Raw genomic sequence first — 12,826 nt, 5'->3', positions numbered from 1 at the left:
GAAGGCTCTGCCGGCGGTTATCAAGGCCATGGGGAACCGGATCGACTCGCCAATGGCGAAGCGCAAGGCGGCTGCAACCGCAACAGGCCGACCACACCCCTGTTATAATGATGCATTCTAAGTGCCACCCGCGCTTGCGCCGCCCGTGACCTTGTGGCAAGGATCGCCCCGCTTGGTAGGCGCCCTCGAGGCTGATTCCTGCATCCAGCATGCTGCCGTAGCTCAGTGGTAGAGCACTCCATTGGTAATGGAGAGGTCGACAGTTCAATCCTGTCTGGCAGCACCAGCCCCTTTGGGTCCAATCCCCTTGTAATTGCACATCAATTCGAGAGTTTGCGGTGCCTTTCGCAACACCGCCGCCGCGCTCGCGTTTACCGCCAGACGACGGAACAAACCGCGAATATACGGCGAGCGTGACACGAATTTGGCAAGCGTCCCGTGGCGGCGCACCAGCGAGAGGTCGCGACGAGTGAAAAATCTGCCCCCATGCCGAGTTCCAGGAGCAGTTCAGTGAACCGAAAGTCACTACCCTAGGCCCTTTTCGGGCCGCCTCTCATGCAGCTAGCTGCGCCCCCTCCACGTGTTTGACTGGCAACGGAACCCGGGTGCCAGCCGGGACAGAGGGATCACTTATTACCGCCTACGGCGTAACGGCGAAGATGGGCGTTCCCTTCAATCGGGCCATGCTTCGAGCTTCAATCTCGCGTGCAACCAATGCACTGTGACCCAAACCGCCCTGCTTCAACGCGAAACGCACGGAAACGAAACGCAGTAACAGCCGCGATCTATCCAACGGCGGCATCTCAATGTGACAGGGAATGCGCCGCCGAAGATATATCGCCCCGCCCCTGCTTCACCAAAGCATTCATGAGTGGCAATTCGGTCGTCGACTTGATCTGCTCCATCGTGAACATTGACGACACATCATGCAGATCAATCTTGGCGATCAGCCGCTGATAAAGATCGTCGTAGGCCCGGATATCCGAGACCACAGCCCGGATCAGATAATCCACGTCGCCGCTCAGGCGATAGAAATCGACCACCTCGGGGAAGCTGACGACGATTTTCCGGAAACGCTGAACCCACTCCGCGTTATGCTGGTTCGTTCGCACGGCGATGAAAACGCTGACACCCAAATTCAGTTTGTCTGCATCGAGAAGTGCAACGCGTCGCTTGATGTAGCCAGAGCTTTCGAGCTTCTGGATGCGACGCCAACACGGCGTGGAACTCAGGCCAACGCGATCAGCCAGGTCCTGCATTGAAAGGCTGCTGTCTACCTGGAGTGCCGCGAGAATTTTGCGGTCGAGCTCGTCGAGCATAGTTGCCTCCGATGAAAGGTGTACGCAGAATATTTCTGCCGTTCATTGCCATCGTGACGCAATGCTATTGCGAGATTTGAAAGTTCGCGAGCATAAACAATTGTCACCGCTGCGCATTCGAGCGGCAGGCTGGCGTCAAAAGCGACGCCCCCGCTAACGCAGCGCTAAGATGAATGCGCCGCCGCGTATCGTGATATCGGCGCGTTGATTGAATGCGCGGCCTCTTATAGCCGCTGGCCGCCACTAGCATCGATCTGCTGGCCAGTGACCCAGCCCGCTTCGTCCGACGCAAGAAAGGCGACGACCCTGGCGATATCGTCGGGTTGCCCGACCCGGCCGAGCGCGATTGTCTCAGCCACTGCGCGGCTGGCCACCGGATCGCGCGCGACGATGTTCATGTCCGTCGCCGTCGCACCGGGCATCACGGAATTCACCGTGATCTGTCGACCGCCGAGATGAACGGCCAGCAAACGGCTCAGCGCTTCCAGACCCGCTTTGGCCGGCGCGTAGGCGGCCATGGTCGGATAGGCCGAACGTGTCCCCATCGACGAGATATTGATGATACGTCCGCCATTGCGAAGATGTGGCATCAGTGCCTTGATCAGAAAGAACGGCGATTTCAGATTGGTCTGCAGCAGAAGATCGAAGTCGTCCTCGGAAATATCCTCGATGGTCGCACGCTTTCCGACGCCGGCGTTGTTGACGAGAATATCGAATGCAGGGCTGCCATAACGCTTGGTCAGTTCGACACCTAGATCCGCGGCCAAGGCTGCTGCGCCACCGCGTTCCGAAAGATCAGCCTTGATCGGAAAGGCGTCCCCGCCAGCGGCGGTGATGGCCGCCACAGTCTCATTCGCCGCATCGACCGAGGCGTTGTAATGGACCGCCACGGTTGCACCATCCTTCGCCAAGCGACGTGCGATAGCCTGACCAATTCCCCGACTTGCGCCAGTAACCAGCGCGATTTTCCCCGCCAGCCCGCTCATGCGGACCAGCCGTGACTGGCTTCCAGGCTGCGCGCCCGATCGATCAGCGCCTTGCGATCAATCTTGTTGGTGCCCGCCCACGGCAGTTCGTGGACGAACTCAACCCGTCGCGGGTGCTGATATGCCGGACCATTGGCGATGGCGAACTGACGGATATCGTCGAAGCTCGGCGTGGGCTGCTCGCGGGTGACGATAAAGGCGACCGGCACCTGGCTACGCTCTTCGTCGGGCAACGGCACCACCGCGGCTTGCTGGACCTGTGGGTGACGTTCCAACAGCTTCTCGACTTCACCCGGATAGATGTTTTCGCCGGAGCAGACGAACATGTCATCGGCACGGCCGACGAAGAAATAGAAGCCGTTGGCATCGCGGCGCATCACATCGCCACTGTAATACCAACCATCGGTCAACACCTTGGCGGTCTGCTGCGGCAGATTATGATAGTGATCCAGCACTGCTGGATTCCGCATCAACAACACGCCTTCATTCTCGGTGCCGTTGACGAGCCGGACATCCTCCAGACGGATCGGATAGCCCAAGCCCAACGGCGGCGTCAGAATCTTGTCGGGATGCGGACCGAACACAGCCGGCCCCGCTTCCGTAGTACCGTAGCCCATCGTCATCACGACGTTGGGCAGTGCCTGCTTGATCCTGTCCCACAGACCCATGGTCATCGGCGCCGATCCAAGCATCAGGCGACGAACCGAGGTGATATCATTCTTCGCCAGCAGTTCCGTTTCCTTGACGACACGGGCCCACATGGTGGGAACGGCCGTAGCGGCGGTCACCTTGTACTTGGCGATGGCCTCAATATAACTGCGGGTCTCGAACGACGGCAGCACCAGCACAGACGCATTCTGAGCGAAAATCGTCTTGATGGCGAACAGACCATTCATGTGAAACAGCGGCTGCGCGATGATGTAGCGATCATCCTGATTGAGCGCACCGCTGGTCCGTGTCGAGATCGCCCAGAGTTGTCCGTAATGCGATAGCGGTACGCCTTTGGGCCGACCGGTGGAGCCGGAGGTGTAGAGCATTTGTCCGACCTCTTCCCGCGTCGTCTCGACGGCGGTAAACCCTGCGGGCTTGATGGTCGCAGTAAAGCCGCTTGGGCCGCTGTCGTCGAAACTGATGATGGGAATGCCGTCGCGCACCATCGGTCGGTTGGCATTGTCGACGAAGGCCAGCGCGATCTTCGCGTCGTCCATCACAAAATCGACGGTGTCGCGCGCGGCCTTGATATTGACCGGAACAGCGATGCAGCCGGCGCGCATGATGCCGAAATAGCACATGATGTATTCGGCGCGGTTAAGCGACAGAATCGCGATATGTGTGCCACGCTTGTAACCGTTATCGACAAGATACTGGGCGACCCCGTTTGCCATCTCATCGATCTGACGGTGCGTGTAGCTCCTGGGATGCGCGGGATCGATCAGATCGATGACCGCCTCCCGATCAAGGTCACCGCTGCGATCGATCAGGTCACCGAGATTATTCCACCGCATTGGCTATGCTCCACTTCTGAGAACTCAATTGGCTACCCGCGCAACCCGCGGCAGCGCCGCGGGTTGTTCAAGTAGATCGTAGTGACAAGCCACCTTGCGGCCATCGGAGACATCGCGTAGCATCGGTCGCTCCTCGCGACACAGCGCCTGTGCATAGGGGCAGCGCGTACTGAAGCTGCAGCCTGGCGGCGGATTGAGCGGGCTTGGCAACTCGCCCTGCAGCACGCTCCGAGCGTGGCTCTGTGCAATGCGCGGATCGGCGATCGGCGCGGCGGCGAGCAATGCCTCCGTATAAGGATGCGCCGGTCTATCCCAGACGTCCTCGCTGCGGCCTGTTTCGACGATACGACCGAGATACATCACGATCAGCCGGTCCGAAATATGCTCGACGACCGAGAGATCGTGCGAGATGAACAGATACGACACGCCCGTTGCCTGCTGGAGGTCCTCAAGCAGATTGATGACCTGCGCGCGCACCGAAACGTCCAGCGCAGATACCGGCTCGTCGCAGATGATTACCTTGGGCTTGAGCGCAAGTGCACGCGCAATGCCGAGACGCTGGCGCTGACCGCCAGAGAACTCATGCGGATAGCGCCGCATCGCATCGGCCGGCAGGCCCACCTGTCCCATCAGCTCAATGACACGATCCTTGATGTCACGGCGCGACCAGCCGGCGACGCTGAGCGGTTGACCTACGATGGTGCCGACGTCGTGGCGGGGATTGAGAGAGCCATAGGGATCCTGGAAGATCATCTGCATCGATTTTCGCGAGGCCTTCAATGCGCCGGCCTGCATCCGCGTGACATCGTCACCATCGAGGAAGACGCGTCCGTCGGACGTCGGCACAAGGCGCATGATCGCCTTGCCGAGCGTCGACTTGCCGCAGCCGGATTCCCCGACCAGACCAACGGTCTCGCCGGGCTCGAGGTCGAAACTCACATCGTCGACCGCCCGCACGACACCCTGTGCGCTCTGGTATTGGACGCAGAGACTAAGCACCGATAGCAGCGGCATCGCGCGATAACTCCTTCTCGGCAGCAAAACAGGCGACGGAACGGTGCGGCAGCAACGGCGCCAGTTGCGGCCGCTCGGCACGGCAGCGATCGAACACATCGGGACAACGGTTCTGGAAGGCACAGCCTTCCGGCAAATCGGACAGTGCCGGCACATTGCCCGTGATTTCGACCAAGCGGCTGCCCCGGCGGCGCTGTGCCGATGGCGTCGCCCCCAGCAGCCCGCGCGTGTAGCGATGCAGCGGCCGCTCGAACAATGCCTCCACCGGCGCTTCCTCGACCTTGCGGCCGGCATACATCACGGCCACCCGGTCAGCGACTTCGGCGACCACGCCGAGATCGTGGGTGATGATGATAAGGCCCATGTCGGAGCTGGACTGCAGCTCCTTCACCAGCTCGATAATCTGCGCCTGGATGGTGACGTCGAGCGCCGTGGTCGGTTCGTCCGCGATCAGGAGCTTTGGCCCACAGGCAATCGCCATGGCAATCATGACGCGCTGGCTCATTCCGCCGGACATATGGTGCGGATAGTCGTTGAGGCGGCGCTCCGCATCCGGGATGCGCACCTGGCGCAGCAACTCGACCGCGCGGTCTCTCGCTTCGTGACGCGACACGTCATTGTGGCGCCTGATTGCCTCGATCAGCTGATCCCCGACCGCCACCACGGGGTTCAGCGACGTCATCGGATCCTGGAAGATCATCGAGATGTCTTTGCCGCGGACCCGCTGCATCTCGCGCTCGGACAGGGCAGCGAGATCACGCCCCATGAAGCGGACGGCGCCCCCGACGATCTTTGCGGGCGGGTTCGGCAACAACCGCATGATCGCCAGCGCTGTCAACGACTTGCCACAACCGGATTCACCGACGATGGCCAGAGTCTCGCCGGCCGAGACTGTCAACGACAGCCCATCTACCGCAGGCAAGACGCCGCGGCGGGTGAACAACGATACCTGCAGGTCTTCGATTGAGAGAATTGGCGTTGGAACGGCTTTGCTGCCCATGATCATCTCAGCGGTCCCGCAGCTTGGGGTTAAGCGCATCGTTGAGGCCATCGCCCACAAGGTTGAGCGCCAGCACAGTGAGCATGATCGCGAGACCCGGCACTGCGCAAATGTACCAGGACGAGCGAATGAGCGTCCGGCCGTCCCCGATCAGCTGCCCCCAACTGGTGACATTGGGATCGCCGAGCCCAAGGAATGCCACAGCGGACTCGAACAGAACGGCTCCGGCAACGACGAGTGATGACAGCACGATCACCGGCGGCAATGCATTCGGCAGTATCTCGCCGAACATGATCCGCAGGCTGCCCATCCCCATGGCGCGGCAGGCCTGCACGAATTCGCGATCGCGCAGCGACATGAACTCTGCACGCGTCAGCCGCGCGATCGGCGTCCAGGTCACGACACCCACGGCGATGGTGACATATTCGATCTTTTGCCCGAGGATCGACACGATGGTCAGCACGAAGATCAGGTTCGGGATGGTCTGGAACAATTCGGTCAGGCGCATCAGCAGCTCATCGACCCAGCCGCCGACATAAGCCGCAGTAGCGCCAACGGTGATACCGATGATGGTGGCGGTCAGGCTGGCGCAGAGGCCGATCAGAAGCGTGGTGCGGGCGCCGTGGGCAATCATCGCTGCAATGTCACGGCCCAGAGAATCCGTGCCGAGCGGATAACGCGACGACATGAAGGGCCAGATCTCCGGCCGCCCGACAATACGAAGCGGGTTACGCGGGAACCACCATGGCGCGGCAATAGCAACACCGACGACGACCAGGACGAGAAACAGACCAACCAGCGCCGCGCGGTTGCGGGCAAAGCGCCGGGCAAAATCGAAGAACAATGTCAGCATGGCCTACCTCGCCTTGATGCGGGGATCGAGCCGCAGATAGAGCAAGTCAACCGTGGCATTGCAGACGGCGACCAGCAGTGAACCGAGGACGAGTACGCCGAGCACCATGGGGAAATTGCGGCTCATCACACTGTCGAACAGCAGGCTGCCGATGCCGGGCCAGCTAAACACGGCCTCGATGACGACGCTGCCGCCGAGCATGGTGCCAAGCTGCAATCCCAGCAGGGTGACGATGGGCAACATTGCGTTGCGCATTACGTGTGCCAGCACCACGCGACCGCCCGACAGGCCCTTGGCACGGGCCGTTCGCACGAAATCCAACCGGGCCACCTCCAACATTGAGGCCCGCATCACCCGCGCGAAGGTTGCGGCGTAGAAAAGCCCTAGTGCTGTTGCGGGAAGGACGAGATGATGCATGACGTCCAGCACAGCGCCGATGGCGCTCTCGTCCACACCAATGGTGCGCATGCCACCGACCGGAAACCAGCCGAGCTTCACTGCGAACATCACCGTCATCATGATGCCAAGCCAGAAGCTCGGTGCAGCGAAGAAGAATACTGCACCGAGCGAGATCAGATTATCCCAGATCGTGTTGACCTTGATCGACGCCAGCACGCCGGCCGTGACGCCAACGAGCAGCGCGATCCCGATGGCCGCTAGCATCAGGATCAACGTCGCCGGCAGCTGCTGCATGATCACGTCGAACACCGGGGCATTCTGCCGGTACGAATAGCCGAGATCGAGCCGCATCACCGACCAGATATACTTGGCAAGCTGCACCGACACCGGCTGATCGACGCCGTAGGTGTGACGCAGCTGATCCAGCATCTTCGGATCGGTGATCTGCTGTTCGGACGTCATGACGTCGAACAGACTCCCCGGCGCCAGATGAATCAGAACAAAATTCATCACAATGACCGCGAAGATCAGCGGAATGATTTGCACGAGCCTGCGGATGATGATGCGACGCACGTTTGCCTCCGCTCTCAGCGGTCCAGCCAGACCTCGGCCCAGCTTTCGCCCATGAAGTCCGCTGTCAGCGAATGATCGCGGACATCAGAACGAGCGATCGTCACGGGTTCAAGGTCGACCATCGGAAGGACCGGCGCGTCGCTCGCTGCGAGCTTGTCGAACTCGTGCACCAGCGATACGCGCTTCTTCTCATCGGTCTCGATCGCCATCTTGCTGACGATCTCGTCCATCTTCGGATTGGAATAGCCGGTGGCGTTACGGAAGGCGGCGCCCTTCACGATGCCGTCGGTCGTGTAATATTGCGTTGTCTGCGGGATCGGCTCGATACTGGCTGAATTGTTCGACACCGCGACGTCGTAGTCATAGTCGGTGTAGATGCGCTTCAGCGAGGTCGCGCGATCGGGGATAGCCAGATCGACGGTGATGTCGACGTCCTCGAAGGCCTGCTTCAAGTACTGACCAATCTTGACGTTTTCCTCGAACCACCCAGCCGATACCAGGCTCATCTTGAAGCGCGAGCCAGATTTCACCGGGTAACCCGCGGCATCGAGCAACGCCGCGGCCTTTTTGACGTCGAACGGATAATCCTGGACGTCCTTGGTGAAGAAGATCGAATTCGAGAAGTGGAGCGCGCCAAGCGAGGGACGCGCGCGACCGAAGAAAACAGTATCCGCGATGAAGCTGCGATCGATCGCATGAAGCAGAGCCTGACGCACCTCGCGCTTTTTGAAGATCTCGCGACGCTGGTTGAACTCGACACTCGTGATCCACGCCGAATTCGAATAGCCCTTGGTCTCGGCAACGAACTTCTTGGTTGCCGTCAGACGCGCGATGTCCGGCGCAGGGATCGGATTGAACGTGCCTATATCAAGTTGGCCAGCCTCGAATGCAGCCGACCGCGACGCCGGATCTCGCCACCAGCGGATCACCAGCTTGTCGAGATAGGGCTTGCCAGCATTCCAATAGTTGTCATTGCGGGCATATTCGACATGGCTGCCGCGCACCCACTCCTTGACCTTGAACGGACCAGTGCCGATCGGCGTGTTATTAACCGGGTTAGTAATGATGTTCGACCCGTCATAGATATGCTTGGGAATGACGAGACCGGCCTTGCCGGCCAGCACGGACTTGAGGAAGAACTCTGGCACCGGCACCTTGAATTTCAGCACCACGGTCAGTGGATCCACGGCCTCTGCGGTCTGCAGCGCATCGAGTGTGACGCCGGCAGAGATTGGCTTCCAGTATTGAATCGCATTGAAGACCAGATCGTCCGCGGTCAACGGCTTGCCATCATGCCAGGTGACGTTCGGACGTAGTTTGATCGTGTAGCTACGAAAATCCTCTGCCGGTTCGATCCCGAGAGCCAGCACCGGTTCGAATTTGAGATCGGCAGTCAGGCGGATCAGCCGCTCGAACACCTTCGTCGAAGTGAAATACGGGCTGGAGCCGCCGCCCGCTGGAACGAACAGCGATTGCGGTTCAAATCCGCCCCATGTGCCGACCAGCGTACCGCCGCGTTTCGGCGTGGCTGTTGCAGCACTGGAAGAGCCGGCGAAGCCGGACGCCAGAACGGCGCCGGCTGTCGTCATCAGAAAATCACGTCTGCTAAAACCGCTCATTGTTCTTCCTTTGTTGCAAACAGGAACCGGCCCCGTCGCCCGTTCCTGCTGTTATTTTGCTTAAAGCGTGGAATAGGTGCCCCGGCCGATGGCGAGCAGCGCACCCTTCTCGTCAAATACATCGACGTCGGCGACGCCGACGCTCTTGCCGGCTCGGCGCACCCGCGACACTGCGACCAAGTCGGTATCGACAGCCGGCTTCAGGTAGTCGACCCGGAAATTCACGGTCGGAAGGCCGCGCCCCACCATCATGCCGACAGCAAAATCACCGACCGTGTCGATAACCGAGGCAATGACGCCGCCATGCCACTGCTTGGAGCCCGGCCGGCGTTCGAATTCCGGTCGCATCGGCGAACGCATCGTCACTTCCTGTTTCTCGGGATCGGCCTTGATCACCTCAAGGCCGAGAAACAGGTTGAAGGGAGAGACATCCAGCATCTGCTGGATCTCTGCAGCCGTCAGGATCTTAACGTCGGGCTTGCTCACGGCGTCACCACGACTTTGCCGAATACCGCACGATCCTCGATGATTTTGACAGCCTCGTGCGCCTGTTCCAGCGGATAGGTCTTGTCGATGAGCACCTGCAGCTTCTTGGCTGCGACGAGATCGAACAGCTTGGTGATATCGTCGCGTTCCCAGCCGTTGGAGCCCTTGATCTCCAGCTCGAAGGTCCAGATGAAGCGAAGATCTTCCGTCGGTGAGTAACCTGCCGTGGCGCCACAGGTCAGAATGCGGCCGCCGAGCTTGAGGCAGCGCAGCGATTTGACCCAGGTGTCGCCACCGGTGAAATTCACCACGACGTCGACACCGCCACCTTCGACGAAGCGACGGCGATGCGGCTTGCCGTGGCGCTCATAGATCGTCTTCATTAAGTCGGACTGCGTGTAGAGGATGATCTCGTCCGCGCCGAGCTCCGTGAGCCGCTTGCCCTTCTCCTCGCTGCCGGCGCAGGCGATCACGTAGGCGCCGGCCAGCTTGGCGAGCTGGACGCAGCACACGCCGACGCCGCCACTGGCGCCCAGGATCAGAACCTTCTCGCCAGCCTTGATCTGGCCGATGGTGTTCATCATACGGATCGCAGTGCCATAAGCGACCGGGAGTGCCGCAGCCTGCTCGAAACTGACGCCCTCCGGAATCATGACGAGCTGATGCGCCTTGGCGCGGCAGAATTCGGCGAGGCCGCCATCCTGGGTCTCGCCCATCAAGCCGCCTTCGACGCGGTTGACCGGATCGATCAGCACGCGATCACCGATGTTCCAGCCAGTGACGCCCGCGCCAAGTTCGGCGATCTCACCGACCACGTCGAGGCCAATGATGACAGGCAGTGGCACCTTGATGCCGGGCATACCGCGGCGGGTGAAAACGTCGTGATAGTTGATCGACGATGCCCGCACGCGGATGACAACGTCGCCCTCGCCGGCCTTCGGCGTCGGATAATCCGCCGTGAATTGCAGCTTATCGTTATCGCCGTGTTCGTAAAGGACAACTGCTCGCATGATCTATCTCGCTCCGTTGGTTCAGGCTGCGGCAGAGAGGGACCAGCTTGCCAGCCCCTCCACCGCCTGTTGAGTGATGGAAATGGCTTGTTCTGTGGTCTCTTCACGCCAGTGCGACGACACGGGCACGAAGCAATCGTGCAGGTCTGCGCGCAGCATGCGAACGCGCTCGCTGTCTTTCTCGGCTTTGAACTTCAGCCAGAGATCGAGCTGCAGAGCGCGGCGAACCTTGGTACCTCGCGTGCCAAATTCGATCACAGCGCCGACCATTGGTCGCGCGCCGAGGAACCTGGTCATGCCGTGAAACACGAGTCCCTGATAATTGGGCCGCGCGAAGCTGTTCGGCTTCTGACCGACGATGCGGTCACGCCCCCACCAGCGCACGGCTTCCGCATGAAGCGCGCCACCTTCAGGGTTGAAGCACAGAAAGAAGGACTCGCCGAAATCACCGATGCCAGTATGCCAATCGATGAAGCCGACGCGCTCGGCCGCACCGAGATGATCGGCAACCACGGTCTCCAGAGCCAGATTGGACCACTCCCGCCCGGCGCCGCCATAATTGGAGCCATCCGGGAAGTCGTACTGCCCGCGCGCCAGCGTGTCGAACAGACCGTCGTCACCATGCGCGTCCTTGAAAGCTTCGACGGCGTCGGCGTAGATCTGAAGGGCTGCCGGTGTCCAGTCCTCCGGAAGCAGATGCGGATAGAGTTTCGCATAGCCCGGATTGCCCGGACGGGGAGTGGAGAAATCGATGAAGTTGCGATTGAGATCGACATTGTTCTCGGTGGTGCGCGTGCTCCAAGCGAAGCCATAGGGGTTGATCGCGTGGACCAGGAGCACCGACACGCCGTGCGGGAGAGCGCGCGCAAACTCGCTCTGCATCCAGCCGATCTGCGCCGCCGACCCGCTGAGACCTTCGAGGCCATGGGTGCCGCTGAGGCTCACCAGTTGCGACGGTGCACGCGGATCGCCGAGCCGCGCCGCATCGATGCACAGATCCTGGCCATCCGGCCCCTTGCGATCCGGATGGGTGTAGGTGGTCAACTCGGCCCCGAGGTCATCCGCGGCGCTGCGGAACTTGACGCGCGCGCCGTCATAGTCGAGCGCAAAGCTGCGGGTAAAATCGTTGAGCAACGCCGCCATCACGCCGTGAACCCCAGGGCGACATTGGCAGCGTCGGTGTGCGACACGATAATCCCGCCGGCATAGGGCTTGAAGGAAATGCCGGCCGCGTCAAACACACTACGCAGCGTATCGAGCGACGCGACCTTGAACACCAGCGCGACCATGCGGTCCGTGCCGTCCTGGCTGACCAGCGCCGCGCCGGCATAGCGGTCGGCCACGGCGGCAGGATCGAGCACGAAAATCGTCGCGGCACCGGCCCTGAACGAAAAGCCGCCGTCTGTCGGCGTCAGCAGCGGCGCGCCGAACATGCGCTCATAGAGCGTCGCGGTGCGTGCCGGCTGCTGCGAGGCGATGACAAATTCGACGATTTCAGTGGCACCATTGGCATGCGTCTGCCATTCGGGGCGCCACACCAGTTCCGGCGTATCATGATGGCAGAAGAACGTGCGGCCGTTCTGCACTTCGTCGCCCGCCACGCGGATGACTTTGAAACGCGCATCTTGGGCGCCGTCCGGCAACTCCACCGGTCGCGCGAAGCTCATCGGCTCCATCACGGGGACCGCGTTGTCCTTCAGCGTCGCGTAGACCAGATCGGCATCGACCGACTTGAACACCAGTCCGCTCAAACCCGGCGGATGGGCCCAGAGATCGGCCCGCATGGTTTCGCGACCGGGCAGATAGCCGAGCAATTCGAGATAGTTCGTGCCGAAGATCGCCAGATTGTTGCTGGAGCCGAGCGTATGATGACCGCGCTCCGTCAACTGAAAGCCGAGGCGCACATATTGCGCAGCCGCCTCATCAAGCTGGCCCATCACGTTGAGGACGACGTGATCGAGCACAGGTAAGACCTGACGTTGAACGGTGCGCATATCACTCATACGAAAGCCTCGTTGCCTTCCAGGTTGGTGAGATCAGCAAGATCGATGCCAATCCAAAC

The 12,826-nt window shown here is 60.8% G+C and carries 12 protein-coding genes and 1 tRNA gene; 1 reads left to right on the top strand and 12 read right to left on the bottom strand.

Annotation, left to right across the window (positions count from 1 at the left end; genetic code table 11):
* Positions 1–211 precede the first annotated feature (211 nt).
* Positions 212–286: transfer RNA gene (locus AB8A33_RS04475), tRNA-Thr, on the top strand.
* A 517-nt stretch (positions 287–803) separates the two neighbouring features.
* Here AB8A33_RS04475 and AB8A33_RS04470 read toward each other — a convergent pair.
* The 12 genes from AB8A33_RS04470 to AB8A33_RS04415 all read right to left on the bottom strand — a co-directional run bounded on the left by AB8A33_RS04470 (position 804) and on the right by AB8A33_RS04415 (position 12,767).
* On the bottom strand, positions 804–1,319 hold the full coding sequence (locus tag AB8A33_RS04470; protein ID WP_089266090.1) for an Lrp/AsnC family transcriptional regulator: 516 nt from the start codon (positions 1,317–1,319) through the stop codon (positions 804–806).
* Positions 1,320–1,543: 224 nt separating this feature from the next.
* Positions 1,544–2,305 (bottom strand): SDR family NAD(P)-dependent oxidoreductase, encoded by a 762-nt coding sequence (locus AB8A33_RS04465; protein WP_439091613.1) that lies wholly within the window; start codon positions 2,303–2,305, stop codon positions 1,544–1,546.
* Complete coding sequence (locus AB8A33_RS04460; RefSeq protein ID WP_439091612.1) at positions 2,302–3,810, bottom strand: class I adenylate-forming enzyme family protein; 1,509 nt, start codon at positions 3,808–3,810, stop codon at positions 2,302–2,304. Before AB8A33_RS04460 ends, AB8A33_RS04465 begins: the two co-directional genes overlap by 4 nt.
* A gap of 24 nt (positions 3,811–3,834) precedes the next feature.
* The gene (locus tag AB8A33_RS04455; RefSeq protein WP_439091610.1) at positions 3,835–4,824 is read right to left on the bottom strand and encodes an ABC transporter ATP-binding protein; all 990 of its coding nucleotides are present in this window, start codon (positions 4,822–4,824) and stop codon (positions 3,835–3,837) included.
* Complete coding sequence (locus tag AB8A33_RS04450) at positions 4,802–5,824, bottom strand: ABC transporter ATP-binding protein (protein WP_439091609.1); 1,023 nt, start codon at positions 5,822–5,824, stop codon at positions 4,802–4,804. Before AB8A33_RS04450 ends, AB8A33_RS04455 begins: the two co-directional genes overlap by 23 nt.
* 7 nt (positions 5,825–5,831) lie before the next feature.
* Positions 5,832–6,677, bottom strand: coding sequence for an ABC transporter permease (locus tag AB8A33_RS04445; RefSeq protein WP_093756969.1), 846 nt, complete (start codon positions 6,675–6,677; stop codon positions 5,832–5,834).
* Positions 6,678–6,680: 3 nt separating this feature from the next.
* Complete coding sequence (locus tag AB8A33_RS04440) at positions 6,681–7,649, bottom strand: ABC transporter permease (protein WP_315843670.1); 969 nt, start codon at positions 7,647–7,649, stop codon at positions 6,681–6,683.
* Between the two features lie 14 nt (positions 7,650–7,663).
* Positions 7,664–9,238: an ABC transporter substrate-binding protein gene (locus AB8A33_RS04435; protein WP_439091607.1), complete on the bottom strand. Its 1,575-nt coding sequence runs from the start codon at positions 9,236–9,238 to the stop codon at positions 7,664–7,666.
* Positions 9,239–9,328: 90 nt separating this feature from the next.
* On the bottom strand, positions 9,329–9,754 hold the full coding sequence (locus tag AB8A33_RS04430; RefSeq protein WP_439091605.1) for a PaaI family thioesterase: 426 nt from the start codon (positions 9,752–9,754) through the stop codon (positions 9,329–9,331).
* Positions 9,751–10,764: a quinone oxidoreductase family protein gene (locus AB8A33_RS04425; RefSeq protein ID WP_439091604.1), complete on the bottom strand. Its 1,014-nt coding sequence runs from the start codon at positions 10,762–10,764 to the stop codon at positions 9,751–9,753. The genes AB8A33_RS04430 and AB8A33_RS04425 overlap by 4 nt, the downstream gene beginning before the upstream one ends.
* A 21-nt stretch (positions 10,765–10,785) precedes the next feature.
* Positions 10,786–11,907: a M14 family metallopeptidase gene (locus AB8A33_RS04420; RefSeq protein ID WP_439091602.1), complete on the bottom strand. Its 1,122-nt coding sequence runs from the start codon at positions 11,905–11,907 to the stop codon at positions 10,786–10,788.
* Entirely contained in the window at positions 11,907–12,767 is an 861-nt protein-coding gene (locus tag AB8A33_RS04415; protein WP_439091600.1) for a VOC family protein, read from the bottom strand. The genes AB8A33_RS04420 and AB8A33_RS04415 overlap by 1 nt, the downstream gene beginning before the upstream one ends.
* Between the last annotated feature and the right edge of the window lie 59 nt (positions 12,768–12,826).

The organism is Tardiphaga sp. 813_E8_N1_3 (assembly GCF_051811025.1).
GTDB lineage: Bacteria > Pseudomonadota > Alphaproteobacteria > Rhizobiales > Xanthobacteraceae > Tardiphaga.
This window is presented reverse-complemented; position numbering and strand designations above follow the sequence as displayed.

Coding starts and splice junctions, on each gene's coding strand:
- AB8A33_RS04415 (WP_439091600.1), bottom strand. CDS start 12,767: ATGAGTGATATGCGCACCGTTCAACGTCAGGTCTTACCTGTGCTCGAT.
- AB8A33_RS04445 (WP_093756969.1), bottom strand. CDS start 6,677: ATGCTGACATTGTTCTTCGATTTTGCCCGGCGCTTTGCCCGCAACCGC.
- AB8A33_RS04465 (WP_439091613.1), bottom strand. CDS start 2,305: ATGAGCGGGCTGGCGGGGAAAATCGCGCTGGTTACTGGCGCAAGTCGG.
- AB8A33_RS04470 (WP_089266090.1), bottom strand. CDS start 1,319: ATGCTCGACGAGCTCGACCGCAAAATTCTCGCGGCACTCCAGGTAGAC.
- AB8A33_RS04425 (WP_439091604.1), bottom strand. CDS start 10,764: ATGCGAGCAGTTGTCCTTTACGAACACGGCGATAACGATAAGCTGCAA.
- AB8A33_RS04460 (WP_439091612.1), bottom strand. CDS start 3,810: ATGCGGTGGAATAATCTCGGTGACCTGATCGATCGCAGCGGTGACCTT.
- AB8A33_RS04455 (WP_439091610.1), bottom strand. CDS start 4,824: ATGCCGCTGCTATCGGTGCTTAGTCTCTGCGTCCAATACCAGAGCGCA.
- AB8A33_RS04450 (WP_439091609.1), bottom strand. CDS start 5,824: ATGGGCAGCAAAGCCGTTCCAACGCCAATTCTCTCAATCGAAGACCTG.
- AB8A33_RS04435 (WP_439091607.1), bottom strand. CDS start 9,238: ATGACGACAGCCGGCGCCGTTCTGGCGTCCGGCTTCGCCGGCTCTTCC.
- AB8A33_RS04420 (WP_439091602.1), bottom strand. CDS start 11,907: ATGGCGGCGTTGCTCAACGATTTTACCCGCAGCTTTGCGCTCGACTAT.